Here is a 25,181-nt window from a genome sequence, read left to right as displayed (position 1 = left end):
CGCGTCAGCGCCGGCGGCCCTTCTTGTCGTCCTTCTCGTGGCCGCGGAAGGTGCGGGTGGGCGCGAACTCGCCCAGCTTGTGACCGACCATGGTCTCGGAGACAAACACGGGGATGTGCTTGCGACCGTCGTGGACCGCGATCGTGTGACCCAGCATGGCCGGGATGATCATGGACCGGCGGGACCAGGTCTTGATGACGTTCTTCGTGCCGGCTTCGTTCTGCACGACCACCTTGCGAAGCAGGTGCTCGTCGACGAAGGGGCCCTTCTTGAGACTGCGAGGCATCTTCTCTTACTCCTACTTGCGCTTCTTGCCGGCGTTGCGACGACGCACGATGTACTTGTCGCTTTCCTTGTTGGCGTGGCGGGTGCGGCCCTCGGCCTGACCCCACGGGGAGACGGGGTGACGTCCACCGGACGTCTTGCCCTCACCACCACCGTGCGGGTGGTCGACCGGGTTCATCGCGACACCGCGGACGGTCGGGCGGACGCCCTTCCAGCGCATGCGGCCGGCCTTGCCCCAGTTGATGTTCGACTGCTCGGCGTTGCCGACCTCGCCGATGGTCGCGCGGCAGCGCGCATCGACGTTGCGGATCTCACCGGAGGGCAGACGCAGCTGGGCGTAGGGGCCGTCCTTGGCGACGAGGCGGACCGATGCACCGGCCGAGCGCGCCATCTTCGCGCCGCCGCCGGGGCGGAGCTCGATGGCGTGGATGACGGTACCCGTGGGGATGTTCTTCAGCGGGAGGTTGTTTCCCGGCTTGATGTCCGCCGCGGGGCCCGACTCGACGATGTCGCCCTGCTTCAGCTTCGCCGGCGCGAGGATGTAGCGCTTCTCGCCGTCGAAGTAGTGCAGCAGCGCGATGCGCGCGGTGCGGTTGGGGTCGTACTCGATGTGAGCGACCTTGGCGTTCACGCCGTCCTTGTCATTGCGACGGAAGTCGATGACGCGGTACTGGCGCTTGTGGCCACCACCGATGTGACGGGTCGTGATGCGGCCCTGGTTGTTGCGACCACCGGTCTTCGAGATCGGGCGCAGCAGCGACTTCTCCGGCGTCGATCGGGTGATCTCGGCGAAGTCAGCCACCGACGAGCCGCGACGGCCCGGGGTCGTGGGCTTGTACTTGCGAATAGCCATGATTGTCCTTTATCCCCCGGATCAGCCGATTGCCGTGAAGATGTCGATGGTGCCCGACTTCAGGCTCACGATGGCGCGCTTGGTGTCCTTGCGCTTACCGGTGCCGAAGCGGGTGCGACGGGCCTTGCCGACGCGGTTGATCGTGTTGACGGACGCGACCTTGACGCCGAAGATCTTCTCGATGGCGAGCTTGATCTCGGTCTTCGAAGCGCGCGGGTCGACGAGGAAGGTGTACTTGCCCTCGTCGATCAGGCCGTAGCTCTTCTCGGACACGACCGGCTTCAGGATGATGTCGCGCGGGTCCTTGTTCAGGGCCGTCTGGAGAACAGATGCCTGCTCGCTCATGCGGAGACCTCCTGGTTGGCGCCGGACTTGGAGGCGATGAAGCCCTCGAGCGCGGCCTGGGTGAAGACGATGTCGTCGGAGACGAGCACGTCGTAGGCGTTGAGCTGGTCGTACGACAGCAGGTGCACGTTGCCGAGGTTGCGCAGGCTCTTGAGCGCGAGCTCGTCGCCGCGCTCGATGACCACGAGGACGTTCTTCGACGTGGCGACCTGGGCGAGGAAGCCCGCAGCAGCCTTGGTCGACGGCGCGCCGTCGGTGCCGAACGTGTCGATCGCGTGCAGGCGGTCGCCGCGGAAGCGGTCGCTGAGCGCGCCCAGCAGGGCGGCCGCGATCATCTTCTTGGGGGTGCGCTGCGAGTAGTCGCGCGGCTTCGGGCCGTGCACGATGCCACCGCCGGTCATGTGCGGCGCGCGGATCGAGCCCTGACGGGCGTTACCCGTGCCCTTCTGCTTGAAGGGCTTGCGGCCGGCACCGGAGACCTCACCACGACGCTTGGTCGAGTGCGTGCCCTGGCGAGCCGCCGCGAGCTGCGCGACGACGACCTGGTGGATGAGCGGGATGTTCGTCTTGACGTCGAACAGAGCGGCGGGAAGCTCGACGGAGCCTGCCTTCTTGCCGTCTGCCTTGAGGACGTCGAGCGCGAGAGTGGAGTCAGCCATGATCAGGCACCCTTCACTGCGTTGCGGACGTAGACGATGCGGCCGCGAGCACCGGGGACGGCGCCCTTGACGAGCATGAGTCCCTTCTCGATGTCGATGGCGTGCACCGTGAGGTTGAGGACGGTCACGCGCTCGCCACCCATACGGCCGGCCATGCGCATGCCCTTGAAGACGCGGCTCGGGGTCGACGATGCGCCGATGGAGCCGGGCTTGCGGTGGTTGCGGTGTGCACCGTGCGATGCCGAGACGCCCTTGAAGTTGTGGCGCTTCATGACACCGGCGGTGCCCTTGCCCTTGCTCGTGCCGACGACGTCGACGAGCTGGCCGGCCTCGAACGTGCCGTCCACCGTGAGCTCCTGGCCCAGGGTGTAGTCGGCGGCGTCGGCCGTGCGGACCTCGGTCACGTGACGACGCGGCGTGACGCCGGCAGCCTCGAAGTGAGCCGAGAGGGGCTTGTTCACCTTGCGGGGGTCGATCTGGCCGTACGCGATCTGCACGGCGTTGTAGCCGTCCTTCTCGGGGGTACGGATCTGGGTGACCACGTTCGGGGCGAGCTCGATGACGGTGACGGGAACGAGCTTGCCGTTCTCGTTCCAGACCTGGGTCATGCCGAGCTTGGTGCCGAGCATGCCCTTGGAAACCTTGGAGTTGATGTCAACCATGGCGGACCTCAGAGCTTGATCTCGATGTTGACGTCAGCCGGCAGGTCGAGACGCATCAGCGAGTCGACGGCCTTGGGCGTCGGGTCGACGATGTCGATCAGACGCTTGTGGGTGCGCATCTCGAAGTGCTCGCGGCTGTCCTTGTACTTGTGGGGCGACCGGATGACGCACACGACGTTCTTCTCGGTCGGCAGGGGCACGGGGCCGACGACGGTCGCGCCCGCACGGGTCACGGTGTCGACGATCTTGCGTGCGGACGTGTCGATGACCTCGTGGTCATACGACTTCAGGCGAATGCGGATCTTCTGTCCCGCCATTGTCTGCTCTCTCTCTTTCAGCGTCTTACCGTCCTGGACCGGGTGGCCCTGGGGCATTGGACGCACGTCGGCGCTGTTCGCGCCTCGGCACTCGTCTTCTCGGACTCCTCGACCTCGCGGCCCGGGAGCCTGTCGAAGAGGCTGCACCACTGTTCTGCTGTCAGCCGCCCACCCGAAGGTGAACGGATGCCCGACCCCCGCCGCGCACGGCAGTGCCCTCGATGATGAAGGTGTCGGGATTGTGTTCTGCTACCCGCGGCCTAGAACCCTGCAGCCTCCCGGAGGAGGCGCCGTCTATGCACTGCCCTGGCAGTGATCCGGCGCACGCACAGCGGCGACGGAATATCGAACCTGTCTATTCTGCCACGGCGGATTTCACTTCTGCAAACCCGGGCGTGTCGCGCTCACCGGACTCCCAGCGAACCTCGTCGCCGCGGGAGCTCAGCGCGCAGAGGAGCGCGGGGCGAGGCATCCCCATGCCTCGCCCCGCTTGGGGAGGGCGTCCGGTGCGAGGGGGCACACCGAACGCGAGGAATCCGGCGTGAAGGGACGCCGGACGCCTCGACCGAGGGCACGGCGGAAGACCCGCCGCGCAGGCGGGGAGACGCTCAGGCGCACGGAGTGCGCGCGTCGCACGATGATCCCCAAGATCGCTTTCCCCAGTGTGAACGCGGATGACCCGCGTGATTCGGGAGCCGAACCCCTTCGGCGCCCCGACCGCAAGATCCCCAGGCGGTCGAGACGATCCTACTCGATCCCTCGGAGAATCCGCCACATCCGAGGGCGCCGCGCTTATCCCCGACGCGGAAGAGCGGCGGTCCCGGGTGCGGGGACCGCCGCTCTTCGCGGAGACGTCCGGCTCTACTCGTTGCCGATGCTCTTGTCAGCGCTCTCGCGGATCTCGTCGATCTTGTCGGCGGCGCCGGGTGCGATCTTCTTCGCGAAGTCGGCGACGCCGTCGAGGACCTTGTCGCTGATGTCCTCGGCCTGCTCGCTCTTGACCGCTTCGGCGAGCTTGTCCTTGTTCTGCTCGTACAGGTCCTTACCCTTGTTGACGGCGTCCTCGATACCCATGTGAATCCCCTTCGGAGGTGTGTGCGTCCGGCGATCCCGCCGGACCACCTCATTGTGCAGGGCAGAGCCGAGCGACGGAACCCTCGATGCGGAAAACGACAGAGGGGCCGAGCCCGAAGGCTCGACCCCTCTGCGAGGAAGCGGGTGCTTACTTGATGATCTTCGTCACCGTACCGGCGCCGACCGTACGACCACCCTCACGGATGGCGAAGCCGAGGCCCTCCTCCATGGCGATCGGCTGGATCAGCTCGACCGTCATGTCGGTGGTGTCGCCGGGCATGACCATCTCGGTGCCCTCGGGCAGCGAGATGACGCCGGTGACGTCCGTGGTGCGGAAGTAGAACTGCGGACGGTAGTTCGTGTAGAAGGGGTTGTGGCGGCCACCCTCGTCCTTGGACAGGATGTAGGCCGTGCCCTCGAAGTTGGTGTGCGGCGTGACCGAACCCGGCTTCACGATGACCTGACCGCGCTCCACGTCCTCGCGCTTGGTGCCGCGGAGGAGCAGACCACAGTTCTCGCCGGCCCATGCCTCGTCGAGCTGCTTGTGGAACATCTCGATACCGGTGACGGTCGTCTTCTGCGTCGGGCGCAGACCCACGATCTCGACCTCGGAGTTGATGGCCAGGGTGCCACGCTCGGCGCGACCCGTGACGACGGTGCCACGACCGGTGATCGTGAAGACGTCCTCGACGGGCATGAGGAACGGCTTGTCGCGGTCACGCTCCGGGTCCGGAACGCTGTCGTCGACAGCCTGCATGAGCTCGAGGATCGCGTCGACCCACTTCTCGTCGCCCTCGAGGGCCTTGAGAGCGGAGACACGGACGACGGGAGCGTTGTCGCCGTCGAAGCCCTGGCTCGAGAGCAGCTCGCGGACCTCGAGCTCGACGAGCTCCAGGATCTCCTCGTCGTCGACCGCGTCGGACTTGTTCAGCGCGACGAGCAGGTAGGGGACGCCGACCTGCTTGGCGAGCAGAACGTGCTCGCGCGTCTGCGCCATCGGGCCGTCGGTGGCCGCGACGACGAGGATCGCGCCGTCCATCTGCGCCGCACCCGTGATCATGTTCTTGACGTAGTCGGCGTGGCCGGGGGCGTCAACGTGTGCGTAGTGGCGCTTCGGGGTCTCGTACTCGATGTGCGAGATGTTGATCGTGATACCGCGCTGGCGCTCTTCCGGCGCCGAGTCGATGGAAGCGAAGTCGCGCTGCACGTTCGTGTCGGACGGGTACTTGTCGGCAAGCACCTTCGAGATCGCTGCGGAGAGCGTGGTCTTGCCGTGGTCGACGTGACCGATCGTTCCGATGTTGACGTGCGGCTTGGTCCGCTCGAACTTGGCCTTAGCCACTGGGTCCTCCTCAGGACGTCGTTGTAGAGGTGCCGGGCACTGGTTTGCGACCGGTTCTCTACGGGTTAGGTTCTCAGTTTAGTAGAGAGGGAATGTGAAGTTGTAGGTGACCTGGGAACCCCGGGTGCGTCGACAGGCTCAGCAACCCAGGGCTCCCAGAAGAATTACTCGCCCTTGGCCTTCTGGACGATCTCGTCGGCCACCGCGCGCGGGACCTCGGCGTAGCTGTCGAACTCCATGGAGTAGACGGCACGGCCCGAGGTCTTCGAGCGCAGGTCGCCGATGTAGCCGAACATCTCGGACAGCGGCACCGCGGCGCGCACGACCTTGACGCCGGCGGCGTCCTCCATCGACTGGATCTGGCCACGACGCGAGTTCAGGTCGCCGATGACGTCGCCCATGTACTCCTCCGGAGTACGGACCTCGACGGCCATCAGCGGCTCGAGCAGCACGGGGTTGGCACGGCGAGCGGCCTCCTTGAAGCCCATGGAGCCCGCGATCTTGAACGCCATCTCCGAGGAGTCGACGTCGTGCGCCGCACCGTCGACGATGGTCGCCTTGACGCCCACCATCGGGTAGCCCGCGAGGACACCGACGTTCATGGCGTCCTGGAAACCGGCGTCGATCGAGCCGATGTACTCGCGCGGGATACGGCCACCGGTGACCGCGTTCACGAACTCGTACGTCTTCTCGCCGTCGAGCTCGAGCGGCTCGATGTTGAACTGGATCTTGGCGAACTGACCCGATCCACCGGTCTGCTTCTTGTGCGTGTAGTCGTGCTTCTCGACGGCCTTGCGGATCGTCTCGCGGTACGCGACCTGCGGCTTGCCGACGTTCGCCTCGACGCGGAACTCGCGCTTCATGCGGTCCACGAGGATGTCGAGGTGCAGCTCGCCCATGCCCTTGATGGTCGTCTGACCGGTCTCGGGGTTGAGCTCCGTGCGGAAGGTCGGGTCCTCCTCAGCGAGCTTCTGGATCGCGAGACCCAGCTTCTCCTGGTCGGCCTTGGTCTTCGGCTCGATCGCGACCTCGATCACGGGCTCCGGGAAGGTCATCGACTCGAGGACGACCGGCTGCGCGATGTCGGCGAGGGTGTCACCGGTGGTGGTGTCCTTCAGGCCGATGACCGCGTAGATGTTGCCGGCGGTCAGCTTGTCGACCGGGTTCTCCTTGTTGGCGTGCATCTGGAAGATCTTCCCGATGCGCTCCTTCTTGCCCTTGGTCGAGTTGATGACCTGGGCGCCCGACTCGAGCTCGCCCGAGTAGACGCGCACGTACGTCAGACGACCGAAGAACGGGTGCACGGCGACCTTGAAGGCCAGGGCCGCGAACGGGTCCTTCGCGTCGGGGTGACGCTCGATGATCTTCTCCTCGTCCTTCGGGTCGTGCGCCTCGATGGCGGGCACGTCCAGCGGGGACGGGAGGTAGTCGACGACGGCGTCCAGCATCGGCTGCACACCGCGGTTCTTGAAGGCGGAGCCGCAGAGGACCGGGTAGATCTCGCTGGCGACGACCATCTTGCGGATGGCGCCCTTGATCTCCGCGACGGTGAGCTCCTCGCCGCCGAAGAACTTCTCGAGAAGCTCCTCGTCGGTCTCGGCGACCGTCTCCAGCAGCTGCTGGCGGTAGTCCTCGGCCTTGTCCTTGAGGTCGGCCGGGATCTCCTGCACCTCGTAGGAGGCGCCCATGGTCACGTCACCCTTGGCGTCGCCGGGCCAGACCAGAGCACGCATCTCGACGAGGTCGATGACGCCGACGAAGTCGTTCTCGGCACCGATCGGGAGCTGCAGCACCAGCGGCTTCGCGCCGAGGCGGTTGATGATCGTGTCGACCGTGAAGTAGAAGTCCGCGCCGAGCTTGTCCATCTTGTTGACGAAGCAGATGCGGGGGACGTTGTACTTGTCGGCCTGACGCCACACGGTCTCGGACTGGGGCTCGACGCCCTCCTTGCCGTCGAACACGGCGACCGCGCCGTCGAGGACGCGGAGCGAGCGCTCCACCTCGACCGTGAAGTCCACGTGACCGGGGGTGTCGATGATGTTGATCTGGTTCTTGTTCCAGAAGCAGGTCACGGCGGCAGACGTGATCGTGATGCCGCGCTCCTTCTCCTGCTCCATCCAGTCGGTGGTCGACGCGCCGTCGTGCGTCTCGCCGAGCTTGTGGTTGACGCCCGTGTAGAACAGGATGCGCTCGGTCGTCGTGGTCTTGCCGGCATCGATGTGCGCCATGATGCCGATGTTGCGGACCTTGCTCAGGTCCGTGAGCACGTCTTGTGCCACAGGAGTGTCCTTATCTATTGGAGCAGCAGGTGTACTGCGAAGAGGGGGTGCGACGGGCCCAGGAACGCGGAAGGGTCCCTGAGCCCGTCGAAGGGGTTACCAGCGGTAGTGAGCGAACGCGCGGTTCGACTCGGCCATCTTGTGGGTGTCCTCACGGCGCTTGACCGCGGCACCCAGGCCGTTCGACGCGTCCAGGATCTCGTTCTGGAGACGCTCGGTCATCGTCTTCTCACGACGACCCTTGGCGTAGCTCACGAGCCAGCGCAGCGCGAGGGTGTTCGCGCGGTGCGGCTTGACCTCGACCGGAACCTGGTAGGTCGAGCCACCGACGCGGCGGCTGCGGACCTCGAGCGTGGGGCGCACGTTGTCGAGCGCCTTCTTGAGGGTGGCGACGGCGTCCTGGCCGTTCTTCGCCTCGACGCCGCGGAGCGCGCCGTAGACGATCGACTCGGCCAGCGACTTCTTGCCGTCGACGAGGATCTTGTTCACCAGCGAGGTGACGATCGGAGCGCCGTAGACCGGGTCGTTGACGACGGGGCGCTTGGGGGCGGGACCCTTACGAGGCATCTAACTCAACCCTTCTTCGCGCCGTAGCGGGAACGAGCCTGCTTACGGTTCTTGACGGCCTGGGTGTCCAGAGCGCCACGGACGATCTTGTAACGCACACCGGGGAGGTCCTTCACACGACCGCCGCGGACGAGCACCAGGGAGTGTTCCTGCAGGTTGTGGCCCTCACCGGGGATGTACGCGGTGACCTCGGTCCCGTTGCGGAGCTTCACACGAGCGACCTTGCGCATCGCCGAGTTCGGCTTCTTCGGGGTGGTGGTGTAGACGCGGGTGCAGACCCCGGCCTGCTGCGGGTTCGCCTTGAGCGCGGGCGCCTTGGTCTTCGTGACCTTGGGCGAGCGACCCTTGCGAACCAACTGCTGAATGGTTGGCACGTTCTCTCCTCATAGTGCTGCACGGTGACAGCGTGATGGGTTTCACATCATGACCCACCGGCACGCCGGAACCGACGAGCTTTTGGTGTGGTGGGTATGCCGTGGGGGCGGACCGGCGAGGTGCCGACGCCCAGCGCGCACGTCAGGACGTGCACACACCTGATCAAGTGTAATGCCGCGTAACCTGACGGTCAAATGACGGTCGCGCTCCGCGGCGCCGCCCGAAGTCAGGGGATGTCAGGGTCGAACGGCGAGTCCAGCGACTCCGTGAGCTCGGCCAGGAGCGCCTCGATCTGCGGCTCGACGTGTCGCGACACCGCGGCCTGGATCGTGATCCGGTGTCGGAGCAGGATCCCGCAGATCTCGCGCCCGACGAGGTTCGCGTACTCGTCCGCTAAGGCGACTTCCTGTCGCAGAGCGGTCTTGGCCTCGTCCGACAGCGGGGGCAGGGGCGGCAACTCGGCGGCCGAATCGTCGGCGAGACCGGCGATCGTGAAGAGGAAGGGGGCGCCCGGCACCGGCTCCGGATCCAGCGGCATGCCCTCGAACTCGGGATCGAGGTCCTCCGTCGGCCGGTAGCTGCGAGCCCGGTTGCGCGCGGCCTGCTGATCGAGTTCACGCTGCAGGGTCGGCAGGTTGCGCGCGGTGTACTCCGCGACCGCGTGGTCGACGATCGTCTTGATGCGCGTCGACAGGCCGTGCTGGACGCCATGCGGCGTGGTGCCCGCGATGCCCGCGGCGGCGAGGATGGGCGAGCCGAGGCAGCGCCGGCACGGCGCGGTGCGGCCGCGGTGCGTCGCCGGCTCCCAGCGCGGCACCCAGCGCAACCAGGCCTCGACGGCCTGGTCGACCTGCGTCTCCAATGAGCGCTCCACCCCACCAGCGTACGGCGCGTCGCCGCTCACCGTGCGGATTTGCGGGGTGTCACTCCTCCTCGTCGCGCTCCCATGGCCATCGCGGCTGTGCAGACCTCGTCCGGCGCAGGGCTATCCCACCCCAGGCGGCCACCGCTGCGGCGGCGAGGAGCACGAGGCTCGCGCCGCCGCGGACGAGGTCTCCGGCGACGGCCGTGGCTACGACCACATCGCTCGTCGCGACGAGCACGGCGATCCAGACGGTGGCCAGGTGCACGAGTGCCGTGAGCAGCGCGATCACGGGAGCGGAGCCGAAGGAGGCGTGTCCTCTCCGCACCATCGCCCACAGCGTGAGTGCGAAGACGACGACGGCCGCGACCATGCCGGACACCCCGGGGACCTGCCCCAGACCCGGAACGCCGATGATGTCCCGGTCGGTGGCGACGCTCAGCGCACCGAGACCGAAGACGGCGAGGGCGAAGAAGGCGATGGTGGCCATCACCGCCGCGAGGACAGCCGAAACCCCCGCGGACTCGGGCCCGCGGGGGTTCGGTGTGGTGGTGTTCGTGATTACCTCGACAGGGTGGGACCGGCCTCGAGGGTGCGCTCGTACTCGCGCTGCGCCTCCTCGTTCAGCTCGGTCTTGCGGGCGCCGCTGCGGGCCACCCAGGCGCCGAACCAGATGGTCAGCTCGCGGGCGAAGACGAAGGCCGCGATGGCGAGCGGGGCCAGCAGCTGCTCCCCCGCGACTTCGAGACCCTGCGATGCGGTGAGCTTCCAGAAGGGCGCCTCGAAGAGCTGGCCCAGGATGTGCCCGGCGTACGCGATCAATCCGACGATGATGCCGAACACCACCCACAGGCCCCAGCGGCCGCGGTTGATGATGGCGCCGAGGAGCCAGAAACCGAGGAAGAACACGACCACCGGGGTCCAGAACCCCCAGGTGAGCAGTGGAGCGACGAGGGCCTCGCCGATGTTCTCCCCGCTCACGTCACCCGCGAGGGCACCGAGGCCGAGCGTGGTGGCGAGGTAGAGCAGCGCGAAGGCGACGGTGGCGAGCAGGCCGATGGCCCCGGCGGTGCCGCGGTTGCCGCGCTCGCGCGGCGGCTCCGGCGCCTGCACGAAGATCGGCTGCGGCTGCTGGTGCGGAGCGGCGGCACCGTTCGTGAGCGGCTCGGACGGCACGATCCGGGTGTCGGTGTCGTCGGCGTGCGACGCATAGGCCGCGCCGGCCATGGCCGATTCCTCGTGCGCAGGAGTGCCCGGCGTGGAGTACAGCGAGGTCTCCGGCGTCGCGTACAGCGAGGTCTCGGGGGTCGCGTCGCGGCGGTCGGTGTCTCGGAGGTCCGCGTCACGGCGATCGGCGTCAAAGCGGTCACCGTCGGTGCGCGAGGGCGTCGGGACGGTGGAGCCGAAAGTACCTGGGTGGTCCCGCTCGGCGGCCTCGAAGGCGGCGAGATCGGGGTCGACGGCGGGCTCCTGCCGCGTCACGGCCTGGTCTGTCACGGGCTCCGCGGAGGCCGCGGTGGGGTCTGCGGCGCGGGAATCATCCGCACGGGCGTCGTCGGCGTGGCCGGGGACATCTCCGCGGGCCGCCGCCGCGGCGTCGAGACCGGCGTTCGCGCTGCCGACGACGTCGTCGACGTCGTTCGACTTCTCGGGCTGACGAGCCTCGGGATCACTCATGGGGTGCGCCTCTCATCGGGGATGTGCAGTGCGAGATTACCGCCGCGGCTCCTGACGCCTCCTTAGGCGTGCCGACGTGTCGCCATACGCGTGCTTCCGCGGGTCCGCGCCGTTCACGGGAAGGCGTTGCGAAGCGCATCCCCGGCGAACTGCGCGAGGATCGGCACCATCGGCAGCGAGAGCCAGACGAGCCCGGCGACGATGCCCGCACACACGATGCCGGCGAACCAGCTCATACCGAGGTTTCGTCCCCCCACTCGCGCCATGCTCCCACCGTAAGCCCGACCCCCGCCCACGTCGTGAGCAACGCCGCGCCGCAGCGGCACGGTCACCGTGCGCCGCGACCGCGCATCCGCCACAGCAGCCAGAGCCCGGAAGCCGGGACCAGCAGGAACCCCAGCAGCAGGAGCAGGTGCCACTCCCCGAAGGAGGGGACGAGCGGGTTCGCCACCTCCGGCATCGTTTCGCCGCCGGTCGAGCTGCCGGACGCCGATCCGGTGGAGAAGCCGGTCATCGTCGAGGCGATCACGAAGGACAGCCCGGCGGCGACGAAGGGCACCAGTATCGCGACGGCCTTCTCCCAGGTCCGCCACATCGCACTCAGGCTCACGAGCACCGCTCCCACGAACCAGCCGACGATCGGCACCACGATCCCGCCGAAGCTCAGCGTGAGCGCGGCCGCGATCGCGAAGCCCCGCGTCGCGGTCGTCGGCGTACGCGGTGCCGACGGAGCGGGAGCGGGCGCAGGGAACACGACGGGCGGCGCCGTCGGCACCTCGTCCTCCGCCTCACGCGCGATCCCCCGCGGATCTCCGAGGCGGTCGATCCGCTCTGCGGTCGCCACCGCGTCGAGCCCGTCGAGCTCCTCTGCGATGCCGCCGCGGATCTCGGACGCGACGCCGTGCGGGAGTCCGCCCATCGCCTCGTCCAACCGGGCCAGGTAGTCGTCACGCAGCTCCGCTGCGGTCTTCTCGGTCATGGTCATCCTTCCCCCACCATGCCCGTGACGGCACGGGCGAACGGCGCCCACTGCGCCCGGAAGCGCGCGAGCTGATCGATGCCGGCATCCGTGAGCCGGTAGTACTTGCGCGCCGGACCGCTCTCGGACGGCCGGTCGAACGTCGTCACCCAGCCGTTGTCCCGCAACCGCCCGAGCAGCGGGTAGAGCGTGCCGATGCTGGCGATCAGCCCGGCGCCGGTGAGTTCCTCCGACAGCTGCCAGCCGTACATGGGCTCGCGCGAGAGCAGGCCGAGCACGCAGTACTCGACCACTCCCTTGCGCATCTGCGCACCCACGTCCGCTGTCATGCCTCACAAGGTAGCATGTGACGCAGGATAGCGGGCGGCGGTTGTCGATCAGCCCTTGGTCGCTCCGGCGGTCAGACCGCCGACGATGTACTTCTGCAGGAAGAGGAACAGCACCATGACCGGGATGGCGGCCATGACCGCGCCGGCGGAGAAGGCCGACCAGTCGGCGTAGCGAGGGTTCGCCACGAGCTTGGTCAGACCGACGACGAGGGTCTGCTGATCCACGTCGACGAGCATGACGCTGGCGATCACGTACTCGTTCACCGTGCCGATGAAGGAGAGCAGACCGACGACCGCGAGGATCGGGGCGACCAGGCGCAGGATGATCGTGAAGAAGATCCGCGCGTGTCCGGCGCCGTCGATGCGGGCGGCCTCGTCGATCTCCTTCGGGATCGTGTTGAAGAACCCGTACATGAGGTAGGTGTTCACGCCGAGCGCTCCGCCGAGATAGACGAGGATCAGGCCGGTGTGCGTGTTGAGGCCGATCGCCGGGAACCAGTCCCCCAGCGTCGACATCAGCAGGAAGATCGCGACGACCGCGAGGAGCTGCGGGAACATCTGCACCACGACGATGGTGACGAGCCCCACGCGGCGGCCTGCGAAGCGCATGCGGGAGAAGGCATATGCCGCACAGGCTCCGATGAAGACGGTGACCGCGCCCGTCACGACCGCGATGAGCAGGGTGTTCAGGAACCACGTCCCGTACGGATTCTGCGGGTCGCTGAGGATGCGCACGTAGCTGTCGATCCCGATGGCCGAGAAGAGCTGGTTCGACCCGGTCAGCGTGCCCTTCGGGTTGAGTGAGGCAGACACGACGTACAGCAGCGGGAAGAGGGCGAAGGCGCTCACCACGATGGCGACGAGGTGACGCCATCCGGTGTCGGCGAACCAGGCGCCGAACGAGCGACGGGGCGGAGCGGTACGGCGGGCGGGGGCGGTGCTGCGGACGGTGCTCATGTCAGTTCAGCTCCTCGAGGGCCTTGGTCTTGCGGAAGCTGATGATCGAGATCGTCGCGACCACGACGAAGATCAGGATCGTGAAGGCGGAGGCGAGTCCGTAGTCGCGGGTCTGTCCGGTGAACGCCACCTTGTAGACCATCGAGATGAGGATGTCGGTGTGGCCCACGGGGATCGACACATCGCTGAAGCGCGGGCCTCCCTTGGTCAGCATGTAGATCAGGTTGAAGTTGTTGAAGTTGAACGCGAACGACGAGATCAGCAGCGGCGCGACGGTCACCAGCAGCAGCGGCAGCTTGATCCGGCGGAAGACCTGCCACGGGTTCGCGCCGTCCATCACGGCGGCCTCGTTGACGTCCTCCGGGATGCCCTGCAGCGCCCCCATGCAGACGAGGAACATGTAGGGGAAGCCGAGCCAGAGGTTCACCAGCAGCACGGACGCCTTCGCCAGCACCGGGTCGGTGAGCCACGGGATGGCCGCGCCGCCGAACAGCACCTGGTTGATGAACCCGAAGCTCTCGTTCATCATCCCGGCCCAGACGAGCGCGGAGAGGAACGCGGGGAAGGCGTACGGGAGGATGAGGATGATGCGGTAGCCGTTGCGGAAGCGCATCCGGGTGTTGTTGAAGACGAGCGCGAGCAGCAGGCCGAGGAAGAAGGTCGTCGCGACGGACACCAGCGCGAAGACGAAGGTCCAGACGGTGACGGAGATGAGCGGGCCGCGGATGGACTCGTCGGTCACCGCGCGGACGAAGTTGTCGACGCCGACCGTCGTCTGCCAGCCGGGTAGCAGCTGCTCGCCGTCCTCGGCGGTGAACGCGCCGTCGCCGGTGTCGCTGTAGACGGTGCCGGTCGCGGTGTCCGTGATCGTGTCGGCATCGGCGTCGTACGCCAGCGTCGAGACGTAGAGGTAGCCGTTCTGCCCGTCGGGGGCGCGGAGGCTGCCCTCATTGGGATCGTCGCTGAACGGGACGGAGAGCTGCTCCAGCTCCTCCGACAGCGTGAAGACGGTGGCGAGCGGAAGCGTGGTCCACCCGTCGACGGCGACAGCCTTGCCGCCTTCGAACTGCGCGTCGACCTCGGCGAGGGGCTGCTCCGCGGTGCCGAGGAGGGCGTCGCCGTCCTCGGGATCCGTGACGAGGAGGCCGTAGGTTCCGAACTGCTCCACCACGGTGACGGGGTACGTCGGAGAGTCCTCGACGCGCTCCTGCGCGGAGGCGAGCAGCGACGAGATCGCCTGCTCCTTGTTCCCGTTGTGGCCGGTGCCGTAGTTCGTGAAGCCGATGTAGCCCGTGTAGAGGAGCGTGAAGACCTGGAACAGGACCAGGAAGATGATGCCGGGGGTGAGGTACTTCGCCGCGATGCGCTTGCGGGAGAAGTAGATGTAGTTGACGACGACCGTCACCGCGACGACGAGGCCGAGCACGAGCCACTCCCGCTGCACGAGCAGCACGAACACGGCGTAGACGGCGATCGCGTCCACAATGGCCAGCAACAGGATCTTGAGCAGCATCCACCCGAGGGGTCGGGAGGCCGCCTCGGCGATCTTCGCCGCCTGGCGCTGCCGAGGCGTGGGGGGCGCGGTGCGCTCTTCGGTGTCTGTCATGTCGTCCTCGTCATGGTCCTGCCGGGGCGGGCTGGGCGGCCCGCCCCGGCAGGGTCGTCATCTGGTCGGCCGTTACTCGATCGCGGCGGTCACGTCGTCGACGAGCTTCTGCCACGTCGCCTGCGGGTCCTCGCCGTTGATGATGGCGGCCTCGGCCACGCCCCAGAACTGCCAGACGGCACCCATCGCCGGGATGGCCGGCATGGGGACGGCATCGGCACCGACGGCCTGGAAGCCGGCGATGATCGGGTCGGACGCCGCGGTGTCCGCGGCAGCCGTGAGGGCAGGGAGGACGTTGCCGGCCGTGAACAGCTCCAGCTGCACGTCTTCCGTGCCGAGGTAGTTGACGAGGAAGTCGTTGGCCGCGACCTTGTTCTTCGACTCCGCACTCACGAAGAAGCCCTTGACGCCGGCGAACGGCGAGGCCGTCTCCCCCGTCGGGCTCGGGATCGGGTCGATCTCGACGTTGATGCCCGCATCGGTGGCCGCGCCCACGTTCCACGGACCGGTCAGCCAGAAGGCGGCGGTGCCGTCGAGGAACTGCTGCTTGGCGATCTCGCCGTCGATGTCGGTGTTCAGCGTGCCTGCGGCGCCCTGCGCACCCAGCCAGTCGGCGAAGGCGAAGCCGCCCTCGCTGCCGAGCTGCAGATCGGTCGGGTCGTAGCTGCCGCTGTCGTCGGTGCCGAAGACCGGTGCGCCGAACGCGGTCTGGAAGGGGTACAGGTGGTACGGGTTGCCCTCGGCGCCCTGCTCCACGACGAACGTGCCCTTCGAGACCATGTCGTCGAAGCTCGTCGCGGGCTCGGGAACGAGGTCGGCGTTGCGCAGCACGGCGATGTTCTCGACGGCGTACGGAAGCATGTAGACGGTGCCCTCGTAGGTCGCCGCCTGGAGGGCGACGGGGAGGTAGTCCTCCGAGCTGTCGCCGAGCTCGATCGGCGCGACGACACCGTTGGTCGAGAGCTCGCCGAGCCAGTCGTGAGCTCCCATGACCACGTCGGGGCCCTTGCCGGTCGGGACCTGCTGGATGAAGTCGTCCTTCATGTCGTCGACGGACTTCCCCACCAGCTTGACCGTGACACCGGTCTTCTCCTGGTACGCGTCCGCCGCGCCCTGCAGCGCGTCGACCCGCTCGGCGTCGACCCAGACGGTCAGCGTGCCGCCGCTGTCCCCACCGGAGGAAGAGTCGTCGCCGCCGGAGCCGGTCGAGCAGCCGGCGAGCGTCAGAGCCGAAACGATGGCGATGGCGCCCGCGGCGACCATGCCCCTCTTGTTCACCTTCATTGGTGTGTGCCTCTCTCAGTGCTGAGCGCCTGCAAGACTGCAAGCGCTTACAGTATGCATCGTTTCGAGAAGCGATCACAATCCGCGAACGCGTTGATATCAACCCGTGATCGGCCCGACGCGAGGCACGCGTAATGAAAACGCTTCCATATCGGCCGGAGGTCAGACCTTTCGAGGCTCCGCGGCAGAGTCTGCGGGGTTCCGCATGGGGCTCATCTGCGAGAGCATCGCCGGATGGGATTCCACGTTCGACCGTCTGCTGCCGCCCTCGCCGTCGTCCTGTCCGCGGTCGCACTCAGCGGGTGCACGGGTGCGGGAGGCGCATACTCCGTGCTCGATCGCGAAGCCGAGGCGCGGGACGAGGTTCCTGCCGATCTGCCCGGCTACGCGTGGGACGACGTGGACCAGGCGACAGCCCGGTTCGTCGGAGAAGGCGACGGGACGTCCCTGTGGCTCGCTCGCGCTCGTGACGATGCCGCAGCGTGTCTCCTCGCCTACGTCGACGCTGACACGTGGGTGATCGGGTGCGGTGGGGACGGGGCCCCTTTCTCGATCGGGGGCGTCACGGGCACGTTCACCGTGGTCCCCGACGATGCGCCTGCTCCAGACGGGATGACTCGGGTGTCCGACAACGTCTACACGGCGACCGGAAGCTAGCGGGCCCCGGTCCGGGCGGGTACCGGAGGGTCAGCGCGCGGCGGCGCCGACACCGCGATGCGGCGCATCGCCGATGACTCGGTCGATCCAGCCACGCCGCGGCAATGCTGCGATGACCTCTCGAGAGAACCAGCCCAGTTCGACGATCTCGTCCATGTCCGGTGCCGGATCGCTGAGCAGTTCGCACTCGTAGGCGACCGTGACGTAGCCGACCTGGTCGCCGTTCGGGTAGGTCACCGCCATCGGGTCGCCACCGTATGCGCCGATCAACCCCGTGATCCGAAGACGCGCTCCCGTCTCCTCGAGGACTTCACGGGCGACCGCGTCCGCAGGATCTTCGCCGGGCTCGATCCCGCCCCCGAGCAGACTCCACGCGCCGGAGTGCGCGTGCCGGGCCAGCAGGAACTGCTCGCCGTCGCGGATGACGGCGGTGACGCCGGGCAGAAGGAGGAAGTCGTGTCCGATCCGCGCACGGATCGCCTCGACGTAGGGGGACATCGGCATCGACGAAGTCTAGGCGCCGGGGCGGCGCTCTCCCCTGGGTGCCTCGCCCACGGGACTTTCCGCACACCCGCGGATACAGTTGAGTCATGGCTGACAGTTCCTTTGACATCGTCTCGAAAGTGGATCGCCAGGAGGCCGAGAACGCCCTGAACCAGGCGCGCAAAGAGGTGGAGCAGCGCTACGACTTCAAGGGGACCGGCGCTTCGATCGCCTGGAGCGGCGAGCAGATCCTCATCACCGCGAACACGGAGGAGCGCGCGAACGCCGTCCTCGACGTTTTCCAGTCCAAGCTCATCAAGCGCGGCATCTCGCTGAAGAGCCTCGACTCGGGCGAGCCCTTCGCCAGCGGCAAGGAGTTCCGCATCCTGTCGAGCCTGAAGGACGGCATCTCGTCCGAGAACGCGAAGAAGATCGGCAAGATCATCCGCGATGAGGGCCCCAAGGGCGTGAAGAGCCAGATCCAGGGCGACGAGCTGCGCGTGCAGTCCAAGAGCCGCGACGACCTTCAGTCCGTGATCGCGCTCCTCAAGGGCAGCGACCTCGACATCGATCTGCAGTTCATCAACTACCGCTGACGTCACACGCGTCGGCGATCGGGGCTCGGGAGTCATCCCGAGCCCCTTCTTTTCTCCGGTCAACGCATATCGGGATATCGGTGTTCTTCGTCGAGACTGGAAGCGGTCGTGACTCGTCACGACTCCGACGCCATCCCCGTCCGACACCCGATCGCCGCGGTGGATGCGCTTCGAGGATGCCATGCCGACTCAGGGGAGGGAGCGGCGCGGGCCCCCGAAGCTCGCGTCGGCCTGGGGTCTGCCGGCGTCGCACGTCGACCGGTCCCGGGTTCATGACAAGCCTCCCCGCCCGCTGCGCGCCCCCACGCGGATCGGCCCCCCGTGGAGGCATGACGGCAATCCTGCGACCGTCGCTCCCCTCACCGCCCGGGAGTGGACGCCGGTGGCAGACCAAGAACGACCGGGGGCTGGGCCATGGGGCAGATCGAGTCGAGAAGCATCGGAGAGAACAAGCAGCTGCTGGCGGATGAGGTGTTCCACCACATCGGGCGGCTGATCACGGAGGGAGAGTTCGCCGAGGGTGACCGGATCCGGGATGTCGACGTGGCGGACGAACTCCACGTCTCGCGGACGCCCGTGCGCGAAGCACTCCAGCGCCTGGAGCGCCTGGGACTGGTGACGATGTACCCGAGCCGGTACACGGAGGTGACGATGGTCACGCCGCAGGTCGTGGCCGAATCGCTGGAGTTCGCCGGCTATCAGGGCGGGATCACCGCCCGGATGGCGGTGCCGCGACTCAGCGCCGTCCACCGCGAGCGGGTCCTGGAGCTCATCGCGCGGATGCAGGACTCGCTCGCCGACGGCGCATCGACGGCACGGGCGCGATGGGCGGTCTTCGCCTACCTCGCCGACCACAGCGGCAACCGCCAGCACCGGATGCTCATCGACGATGTCGCCGTGGCTGTGACCCGGAACCTGCGCGGATGGGTCGTGCGTCCCGGCGATCGCGAACGCATGCGCGAGGTGTATGCCGATTTCGCCGAGGCGGTGCGCAGCGGCGACGGCGACGAGGCGGAGCGTCTCGCCCGCGCGATGTACTACGTGTGAGCGACGCGCCAGCCGACCACCCAGCGGTGCAGGCGACGGTAGGCGTCCTCTCGGGCGTCGTGCCGGGACAGGAAGACGTCGTGCAGGGCGCCGTCGATCCGTTCGACCGTCACCGAGGAACCCAGCCGCAGGGCTGCGCGGGCGATGTCGTCGACGACGAGAACGGAGTCGGCCGAGGTGAGCTCCTCCGACCAGCGGGTCGGGGGAACGAACCGCGCCGACAGCAGCACGCAGACCGGTGCCGCGATGTTCAGACCTGCCGCGACGGTCTTGTGCCCGGAGAGGATCGCGTTGAGCCACCCGGCGTAGACGGCCATCGTCTGCACCGGGCGCCACGCGGTGTTGACCTCCATCGGGTCGTCCGGATCGGCCACCTCCTGCTGCGCCCGCGTGTAGTAGCCGAGGTCGATCTGCGGCGCGACGTCGAGCGGCCGGATCCGCGCCTGGAACTCCACCATCGGAGCGATGGCGGCCCGCACGGGGGCGAACTGGAACTCGAGCCAGGGACTGTTGAGGACGAGGGCATCGGCCGCACCGGGATGCCGCGATGCCCACAGGCTCAGCGTCAGGCCACCGGTCGAGTGTCCGAACAGGATCAGACGACGACCGCTCTCCTCGCCGCGTCCCATGGCGTCCAGGGCCGCGGCGATGTCCTCGTCGTAGGTGGACAGATCGGTGATGTAACCCGGGGTCTGCCCTTCCCGAAGACTGCGCCCGTACTTGCGCAGATCGAGGGCGAAGAAGCGGGCGCCGCGAGCCGTCCAGAACCGCGCCAACCGCTTCTGGAAGAAGTAGTCCGACCATCCGTGGACGTACAGCACGTCCACGCCCTCCAGCAGCGGGCGACGGCGCCGGGCACGCTCCCACCACGGGACGGGAGTCGGCAGAGCCCGCACGAGAGTGGCGACCACCGGACCCTGCTCGTCGCTGCCGAGGTCGAGGGTGAGCTGGGCGAACTCATCGCCGAGAACATCCGGAACCCACTCGGCCATGCGTCCTCCCCCTCGCGCCCAGGCTAGCCCACGGCGGTCATTGTCCGCCGGGACGGGCCACGGCGAAGTCGTCCGCGATGGTGGCCGCGATCGGCGCGAGGTCGTCGATTCCGGACCCGTCGAACGTCGTGAGACGCAGCCAGTCCGCGCCCACGCGGAGATCCAGCACCGGACGGCGGAGTTCGTCGACGCCGGTGCGGGCGGCATCCGCTCCCTCGACCTCGATCTCCTCCTCGCCCTCGAGCTCGTCGAACGCCCACGCGCCACCGGGCAGCGTGGTGAGCATGATGTACCCCTGCGCGGCGTATTCGTCGTCCCCGGAGGCGTAGTAACAGCTCCGCGCACCGTTGCGCTCCTGGTAGACCTCGGCCGGAATGGACCACCCGCCGAACGCGTCGACGACGTACACCTCGGCGTCGACCTGCTCCGCGAGCTCCGTCGCGGTGAGGAACCGCGTGCAGTCCACACCCTCCACCGGGCTCTCCGGCACATCCACCTCCCGCAGCGACGCCACGGCTGCGGTGCCGAGTCCGCGCAGAGCCTCCTCGAACGCCGCGGTGTCGTCCGGCCCCTTCTCCGGGTCCACGACGGTCGCCGACACGAGCACCTCGCCGTCGAGGAGCTGGAAGAAGCAGTACCCGCCGCTCTCGCAGCGGGATTCCTCACCGTAGTAGCCGCCGCGCGACTCCGCGCCCGCGACCGTTTCCTCGGCCCCGGGGAGGATCGTGACCTCCCAGTTGTGCTCCGCCGTTCCCGCCGAGCAGGCGATCCCGCCCGCCCGCTGGAACATGTGCTGCGCAGGACCGGGGTACCAGCTCGGCGACGACCACACGCCGAGCACGTCGGCCACCTCACCGCCGACATCGCCGCCGGCGGTCGACATCGCCGCCTCGACATCGGCGCAGTCCACGTCGAAAGCCGGGGTGGGCGCCTGCGCCGCCGCGTCCGTCGGGGCGGGCGTGATCGCGGCCGACGGCGTCCCGGTCGGCTTCACCTCGGGTTCGGGCGCACAGGCGGACAGCAGGAGCACGGCCACGGCGCCGAGGGCCAGGAGTGCACGAGGTCGCATGGCCTCAGCCTAGGGCCGCGGGGACCCGGCGCCGGGAGCACGCCCCGGCGCCGAGACGACTCACTCGCCGCGGGAGACCCGCACCATCTCGTCGCGCGGGACGACCTTCACACGCGCCCGCTCCTGGGGCGCGCCGAGGCCGATCTCGTGCTCGTCGAGGCGGTGCCAGCCGTCCAGATCGGTCCAGGCGACGCCGCGTTCGGCGAGCAGTGCCGGGATGGCCTCCTCGGACGGGTCCTCCGGGTGCCACCACGACCCCTGGTCGTTGATGAGGTGACGGACGGTCTCCATGGCGTCGGACTTCGTGTGGCCGATGAGGCCGACCGGGCCGCGCTTGATCCAGCCGGTCGCGTACACGCCGGGCACGCGATCGTTGGAGTCCTTCGCGAGAACCTGGCCCTCGTGGTTCGGGATGACGCCGTGCTTCTTGTCGAAGGGGACGCCCGGCAGCGGCGAGCCGAAGTAGCCGATCGCGCGGTACAGCGCCTGGACCGGGACCTCGCGCAGCTCCCCGGTGCCGACCGCACCGCCCTGGCCGTCCGGCTGGGTGCGCTCGTACACAAGGGCCGCGACACGGCCGTTCTCGTCGGTGCGGACCTCGACCGGGCGGGCCCAGAAGTGCAGGTGCAGGCGGCGCGATGCCGTGCCGCCGGCGTTGTTGACGGAGTCGCGCGTGCGCCACGACTGCAGGATGCGGTCGATGACCATGACCTGCTTGTTGCTCGCGACCGCGTCCTTCGAGGCTTCGTCGTAGTCGAAGTCCTCGTCGTAGACGACCATGTCGACGTCGCGCAGTTCCCCCAGTTCGCGGAGCTCCAGCGGCGTGAACTTCACTTGAGCCGGGCCGCGGCGGCCGAACACGTGCACGTCCATGACGGCGCTCGCCTTGAGGCCCTCGTACACGTTCTCGGGAACCTCGGTGACGAGGAGGTCTTCGGCGTGCTTCGCGAGCATGCGGGAGACGTCGAGGGCGACGTTGCCGTTGCCGAGGACCGCCACCGACGCGGCGTCCAGCGGCCATTCGCGCGGCACGTCGGGGTGCCCGTCGAACCAGCTCACGTAGTCGGCGGCGCCGTAGGAGCCCACCGCGTCGATGCCGGGGATGTCCAGCGACGTGTCGCGGATCGCTCCGGTGGCGAAGATGACCGCGTTGTAGTGCTTCTTGAGGTCGTCGAGCGTGATGTCCTCGCCGAAGCGGACGTTGCCGAAGAGACGGATGTCGCCGCGGTCGAGCACGTCGCGCAGGGCGGTGATGATGCCCTTGATGCGCGGGTGGTCGGGGGCCACCCCGTAGCGGACGAGCCCATACGGCGCGGGGAGCTGCTCGAACAGGTCGATGGACACGTCGAACTTGCGCTCGGCCTTCAGCAGGATGTCCGCGGCGTAGATGCCCGCGGGGCCTGCACCGACGATGGCCAGTCTCAGCTTGGTCATGGAGGTCCTTTCGTGTGCCGTCGCGGCAGACACCCGGGCCTTCGGCCCGCGCGATGTCAGCTGGAGCGCTCGGCGAGGGTCTCGGCGAATCGGGTGAGCGCTTCGCGCACGGTGCCGCGCGGAAGGGCGGTGAGGGCGTCGATCGCCTCCTGCGTCCAGGCGTGGGCGAGCTCGAGAGTCTTCTGGGTGACGGCATGGTCGCGGAGCTCGTCCAGCGGTCCGTCGAGGATGGCGGGGTCAGCGCCGTCGGCGATGCGGGCCACGCCGTCGTCGATGCGGGCGGCGAGATCCGCCGCGGCGGCGTCGTCCTCCGCCTTGAGCAGGAGGTACGGCATGGTCGGGACGCCGGCGCGGAGGTCGGTCCCCGGGACCTTGCCGGTCTCCTCGGGCTTGGCCGACAGGTCGATCACGTCGTCGAGCAGCTGGAAGGCGACGCCGATCTTCTCGCCGTAGGCGCGCAGCGGCTCCTCGTACTCCGCGGGGGCGTTCGAGAAGATCACGCCGCCCTGGGTGGCCGCCGCGATCAGCGAACCGGTCTTGTCGGCGAGGACCTGGATGTAGAACGCGATGGGGTCGTCGTCCGGCTGCGGGCCGAGGGTCTCGTGCATCTGCCCGAGGACCAGGCGCTCGAACGTATCGGCCTGAAGTCGGATTGCCCGCTCACCCAGGCGGGACATGAGCTGGCTGGCCCGCGAGAAGAGGATGTCGCCGGTGAGGATGGCGATGTTGTTGCCCCACACCGTCTGCGCGGCGGGAACCCCCCGTCGGCGGTCGGCGCCGTCCATGACGTCATCGTGGTAGAGCGACCCGAGGTGCGTGATCTCCAGCGCCTTCGCGACGTCGATCACCTCTCGGGTGTTCCCGTCGCCGAGTTGGGCCGCGAGCAGCGTGAGCACGGGACGGATGCGCTTGCCACCGGCCTCGTAGAGGTAGCGGCTGGCGGCGTCGGCGAGCGGGTCGGCGACGCGGACGTCGTCCGCGAGCCCGGTCTCCACCCGCTCCAGTCCGTCCTCGATGGTGCGGGCGATGCGACGCGCGGCGGGACCGACGAAGACGCGATCGCTGAAGCCGAGACGGCTCGCGAGTCGCGAACCCGGGGCGCTGGGGCTCGAAGTCACGGTCCCAGCCTACCTGCGTCGGGTGCCGCCGTTCGCGCCGTGGTCACGCGGGCTTGCGAGCCCGGTGCAGGGCCACGATGCCGAAGGTGAGGTTGCGGTACGCGACGTCACGCCAGCCCGCCTCCCTGATCCATTCGGACAGCCGCTTCTGGTCGGGCCAGTCGCGGATCGACTCGTTCAGATAGTCGTAGGCGTCGCCGTTCGTGCCGGCGACGCGGGCCACGCGCGGGAGCACCTGCGCGTTGTAGAACCGGTAGGCCCCGCGGAAGAGCTTCCCGGGCGGCGTGGAGAACTCGTTGATGACGAGGCGGCCGCCCGGCTTGGTCACCCGGTAGAGCTCGCGCAGTGCCTTCTTCGGGTCGTTGACGTTCCGCAGCGCGTAGGACATCGTCACCGCGTCGAACTCGTCGTCCGTGAACGGCAGGGCCGTGGCGTCCGCCTGCACGAAGGAGAGGTTCCGCATCGCTCCGTGGCGGCGCTGACCCTCGGCGAGCATGCCGGGCGAGAAGTCCGCCGCGACGACCTGAGCGCCGCTGCGGGCGAGGGAGGCGGAGGAAGACGCGGTCCCCGCGCCGAGGTCGAGGATGCGCTCCCCCGGCTTCGGGGCGACGGCGCGGGTGGTCGCGGCCCGCCACAGCGCGTCGTTGCCGAACGTCATCGCCGTGTTCGTGCGGTCGTACCCGGCGGCGACCTGGTCGAACATGCCGCTGACGCGGGCGGGGTCCTTGCCGAGATCGGCGCGGTTCTTGTCGTTCGCGGTCACGCGTCCAGTCTAGGCGCGAGCTCCAGCGCTTCCAGCCGGTCCAGCCACGGATCGGCCGTGGCGTCGTCGAACGGCGCCGTGCGCTCCCTGACCCGCGTCTCGAGGTCGAGCGCCAGCTCCTCCAGATGCCGCATGACGGTGGCCGGGTACCCGTAGCGGGCGCTGTGCTCCGCCCATTCGTCCCGGTCATCGACCCAGGTGCCGCGCTCGCCCTCCACGCGGACGACGTCGAGATCCATGTCGATGCCGATCGCGAGCAGGGGATCGTCCGACCACCGGACATCCCACCCGAGATCGATGTAGACGCGCATGCCGCGGGGGTGGCGGCGATTGACGGTGAGCGCGAAGTCGGCGCTCGGCGGGACGAGGGTGACGTTGGGCGTGGCCGCATGGAACTCGGCCCCCGGACGGGCGCTGTGCCAGCCGGCGGGCTGCCCCACCCAGTCGCCCCAGCGGTCGGCGCCGAGGTACACGCACTCGTGACGCCAGTGCGGCGACCCGTCCCACTTGCGCCACTGGAAGATCATCTCCGCACCGGCTGCGGGACGCGCATCGCTCATCCGCCCACCC

At 68.3% G+C, this 25,181-nt stretch carries 30 protein-coding genes; 3 read left to right on the top strand and 27 right to left on the bottom strand.

Features of this window, described 5'->3' with window-relative positions:
- Positions 1 to 4: 4 nt before the first annotated feature.
- From rpsS to AB0P08_RS10870, 20 genes are all read right to left on the bottom strand, one after another.
- A complete protein-coding gene (gene rpsS, locus AB0P08_RS10965) occupies positions 5 to 286 on the bottom strand; it encodes a 30S ribosomal protein S19 (RefSeq protein ID WP_017201589.1) in 282 nt (93 codons plus the stop codon).
- A gap of 12 nt (positions 287 to 298) precedes the next feature.
- Positions 299 to 1,138, bottom strand: a complete 840-nt coding sequence (gene rplB, locus AB0P08_RS10960) for a 50S ribosomal protein L2 (protein WP_025102405.1) — start codon at positions 1,136 to 1,138, stop codon at positions 299 to 301.
- Between the two features lie 21 nt (positions 1,139 to 1,159).
- Positions 1,160 to 1,483 carry a 50S ribosomal protein L23 gene (gene rplW / locus AB0P08_RS10955; RefSeq protein ID WP_025102406.1) on the bottom strand — a complete coding sequence of 108 codons (324 nt, stop codon included), beginning with the start codon at positions 1,481 to 1,483 and terminating at the stop codon, positions 1,160 to 1,162.
- Positions 1,480 to 2,142: a 50S ribosomal protein L4 gene (gene rplD, locus AB0P08_RS10950; RefSeq protein ID WP_187662253.1), complete on the bottom strand. Its 663-nt coding sequence runs from the start codon at positions 2,140 to 2,142 to the stop codon at positions 1,480 to 1,482. The genes rplW and rplD overlap by 4 nt, the downstream gene beginning before the upstream one ends.
- A gap of 2 nt (positions 2,143 to 2,144) precedes the next feature.
- Positions 2,145 to 2,804 (bottom strand): 50S ribosomal protein L3, encoded by a 660-nt coding sequence (gene rplC, locus AB0P08_RS10945; RefSeq protein ID WP_025102408.1) that lies wholly within the window; start codon positions 2,802 to 2,804, stop codon positions 2,145 to 2,147.
- 8 nt (positions 2,805 to 2,812) lie between these two features.
- Positions 2,813 to 3,121, bottom strand: a complete 309-nt coding sequence (rpsJ, locus tag AB0P08_RS10940; RefSeq protein WP_017201594.1) for a 30S ribosomal protein S10 — start codon at positions 3,119 to 3,121, stop codon at positions 2,813 to 2,815.
- 861 nt (positions 3,122 to 3,982) lie between these two features.
- Positions 3,983 to 4,195 (bottom strand): hypothetical protein, encoded by a 213-nt coding sequence (locus tag AB0P08_RS10935; protein WP_062632875.1) that lies wholly within the window; start codon positions 4,193 to 4,195, stop codon positions 3,983 to 3,985.
- Between the two features lie 148 nt (positions 4,196 to 4,343).
- A complete protein-coding gene (tuf, locus tag AB0P08_RS10930; RefSeq protein ID WP_025102410.1) occupies positions 4,344 to 5,537 on the bottom strand; it encodes an elongation factor Tu in 1,194 nt (397 codons plus the stop codon).
- A 164-nt stretch (positions 5,538 to 5,701) separates the two neighbouring features.
- Positions 5,702 to 7,816 carry an elongation factor G gene (gene fusA, locus AB0P08_RS10925; protein ID WP_025102411.1) on the bottom strand — a complete coding sequence of 705 codons (2,115 nt, stop codon included), beginning with the start codon at positions 7,814 to 7,816 and terminating at the stop codon, positions 5,702 to 5,704.
- A 96-nt stretch (positions 7,817 to 7,912) separates the two neighbouring features.
- A complete protein-coding gene (gene rpsG, locus AB0P08_RS10920) occupies positions 7,913 to 8,383 on the bottom strand; it encodes a 30S ribosomal protein S7 (protein WP_017201608.1) in 471 nt (156 codons plus the stop codon).
- 5 nt (positions 8,384 to 8,388) lie between these two features.
- Positions 8,389 to 8,757, bottom strand: a complete 369-nt coding sequence (rpsL, locus tag AB0P08_RS10915) for a 30S ribosomal protein S12 (protein ID WP_018187369.1) — start codon at positions 8,755 to 8,757, stop codon at positions 8,389 to 8,391.
- 227 nt (positions 8,758 to 8,984) lie between these two features.
- Positions 8,985 to 9,632: a hypothetical protein gene (locus AB0P08_RS10910; RefSeq protein WP_062765222.1), complete on the bottom strand. Its 648-nt coding sequence runs from the start codon at positions 9,630 to 9,632 to the stop codon at positions 8,985 to 8,987.
- Between the two features lie 49 nt (positions 9,633 to 9,681).
- Complete coding sequence (locus AB0P08_RS10905; protein WP_522727312.1) at positions 9,682 to 10,182, bottom strand: DUF6121 family protein; 501 nt, start codon at positions 10,180 to 10,182, stop codon at positions 9,682 to 9,684.
- Positions 10,182 to 11,297 (bottom strand): acyltransferase family protein, encoded by a 1,116-nt coding sequence (locus AB0P08_RS10900; RefSeq protein WP_363589894.1) that lies wholly within the window; start codon positions 11,295 to 11,297, stop codon positions 10,182 to 10,184. The genes AB0P08_RS10905 and AB0P08_RS10900 overlap by 1 nt, the downstream gene beginning before the upstream one ends.
- A 113-nt stretch (positions 11,298 to 11,410) precedes the next feature.
- The gene (locus tag AB0P08_RS10895; protein WP_363589893.1) at positions 11,411 to 11,563 is read right to left on the bottom strand and encodes a hypothetical protein; all 153 of its coding nucleotides are present in this window, start codon (positions 11,561 to 11,563) and stop codon (positions 11,411 to 11,413) included.
- 62 nt (positions 11,564 to 11,625) lie between these two features.
- Entirely contained in the window at positions 11,626 to 12,276 is a 651-nt protein-coding gene (locus AB0P08_RS10890; protein WP_363589892.1) for an HAAS signaling domain-containing protein, read from the bottom strand.
- A 2-nt stretch (positions 12,277 to 12,278) separates the two neighbouring features.
- Complete coding sequence (locus tag AB0P08_RS10885; RefSeq protein WP_363589891.1) at positions 12,279 to 12,605, bottom strand: PadR family transcriptional regulator; 327 nt, start codon at positions 12,603 to 12,605, stop codon at positions 12,279 to 12,281.
- 48 nt (positions 12,606 to 12,653) lie between these two features.
- Positions 12,654 to 13,562, bottom strand: coding sequence for a sugar ABC transporter permease (locus tag AB0P08_RS10880; RefSeq protein WP_363589890.1), 909 nt, complete (start codon positions 13,560 to 13,562; stop codon positions 12,654 to 12,656).
- 1 nt (position 13,563) lies between these two features.
- Positions 13,564 to 15,168 carry a maltose ABC transporter permease MalF gene (gene malF, locus AB0P08_RS10875; protein WP_363589889.1) on the bottom strand — a complete coding sequence of 535 codons (1,605 nt, stop codon included), beginning with the start codon at positions 15,166 to 15,168 and terminating at the stop codon, positions 13,564 to 13,566.
- A gap of 72 nt (positions 15,169 to 15,240) precedes the next feature.
- Entirely contained in the window at positions 15,241 to 16,452 is a 1,212-nt protein-coding gene (locus AB0P08_RS10870) for a sugar ABC transporter substrate-binding protein (protein WP_363589888.1), read from the bottom strand.
- Positions 16,453 to 16,686: 234 nt separating this feature from the next.
- Here AB0P08_RS10870 and AB0P08_RS10865 point away from each other — a divergent pair, with 234 nt between their 5' ends.
- The gene (locus AB0P08_RS10865; RefSeq protein ID WP_363589887.1) at positions 16,687 to 17,109 is read left to right on the top strand and encodes a hypothetical protein; all 423 of its coding nucleotides are present in this window, start codon (positions 16,687 to 16,689) and stop codon (positions 17,107 to 17,109) included.
- A 30-nt stretch (positions 17,110 to 17,139) separates the two neighbouring features.
- On the opposite strand, the gene AB0P08_RS10860 is transcribed toward AB0P08_RS10865, so the two are convergent.
- Complete coding sequence (locus AB0P08_RS10860; protein ID WP_363589886.1) at positions 17,140 to 17,613, bottom strand: NUDIX domain-containing protein; 474 nt, start codon at positions 17,611 to 17,613, stop codon at positions 17,140 to 17,142.
- 86 nt (positions 17,614 to 17,699) lie between these two features.
- Here AB0P08_RS10860 and AB0P08_RS10855 point away from each other — a divergent pair, with 86 nt between their 5' ends.
- Together AB0P08_RS10855 and AB0P08_RS10850 are read left to right on the top strand one after the other, a co-directional pair.
- Positions 17,700 to 18,188: a YajQ family cyclic di-GMP-binding protein gene (locus AB0P08_RS10855; RefSeq protein ID WP_187662263.1), complete on the top strand. Its 489-nt coding sequence runs from the start codon at positions 17,700 to 17,702 to the stop codon at positions 18,186 to 18,188.
- 414 nt (positions 18,189 to 18,602) lie between these two features.
- The gene (locus tag AB0P08_RS10850; RefSeq protein WP_363589885.1) at positions 18,603 to 19,235 is read left to right on the top strand and encodes a GntR family transcriptional regulator; all 633 of its coding nucleotides are present in this window, start codon (positions 18,603 to 18,605) and stop codon (positions 19,233 to 19,235) included.
- Here the strand turns inward: AB0P08_RS10850 and AB0P08_RS10845 are convergent.
- From AB0P08_RS10845 to AB0P08_RS10820, 6 genes are read right to left on the bottom strand one after another with little or no spacing between them, the layout of a single operon-like run.
- The gene (locus tag AB0P08_RS10845) at positions 19,226 to 20,227 is read right to left on the bottom strand and encodes an alpha/beta hydrolase (protein WP_363589884.1); all 1,002 of its coding nucleotides are present in this window, start codon (positions 20,225 to 20,227) and stop codon (positions 19,226 to 19,228) included. The two genes, AB0P08_RS10850 and AB0P08_RS10845, sit on opposite strands and share 10 nt — an antisense overlap.
- 37 nt (positions 20,228 to 20,264) lie before the next feature.
- Positions 20,265 to 21,296 carry a hypothetical protein gene (locus AB0P08_RS10840; protein WP_363589883.1) on the bottom strand — a complete coding sequence of 344 codons (1,032 nt, stop codon included), beginning with the start codon at positions 21,294 to 21,296 and terminating at the stop codon, positions 20,265 to 20,267.
- A gap of 60 nt (positions 21,297 to 21,356) precedes the next feature.
- Positions 21,357 to 22,730, bottom strand: coding sequence for an FAD-dependent oxidoreductase (locus tag AB0P08_RS10835; RefSeq protein ID WP_363589882.1), 1,374 nt, complete (start codon positions 22,728 to 22,730; stop codon positions 21,357 to 21,359).
- Between the two features lie 56 nt (positions 22,731 to 22,786).
- Positions 22,787 to 23,848 carry a polyprenyl synthetase family protein gene (locus AB0P08_RS10830; RefSeq protein ID WP_363589881.1) on the bottom strand — a complete coding sequence of 354 codons (1,062 nt, stop codon included), beginning with the start codon at positions 23,846 to 23,848 and terminating at the stop codon, positions 22,787 to 22,789.
- A 43-nt stretch (positions 23,849 to 23,891) separates the two neighbouring features.
- On the bottom strand, positions 23,892 to 24,611 hold the full coding sequence (locus tag AB0P08_RS10825) for a class I SAM-dependent methyltransferase (RefSeq protein ID WP_363589880.1): 720 nt from the start codon (positions 24,609 to 24,611) through the stop codon (positions 23,892 to 23,894).
- The gene (locus AB0P08_RS10820; protein ID WP_187662290.1) at positions 24,608 to 25,171 is read right to left on the bottom strand and encodes a DUF402 domain-containing protein; all 564 of its coding nucleotides are present in this window, start codon (positions 25,169 to 25,171) and stop codon (positions 24,608 to 24,610) included. The genes AB0P08_RS10825 and AB0P08_RS10820 overlap by 4 nt, the downstream gene beginning before the upstream one ends.
- Positions 25,172 to 25,181: the final 10 nt, after the last annotated feature.

The sequence above is a fragment of the Microbacterium meiriae genome (assembly GCF_040686935.1).
Taxonomy (GTDB): domain Bacteria; phylum Actinomycetota; class Actinomycetes; order Actinomycetales; family Microbacteriaceae; genus Microbacterium; species Microbacterium meiriae.
The sequence above is the reverse complement of the archived record's forward strand: the minus strand, read 5'-3'. Positions and strand labels throughout refer to the sequence as shown.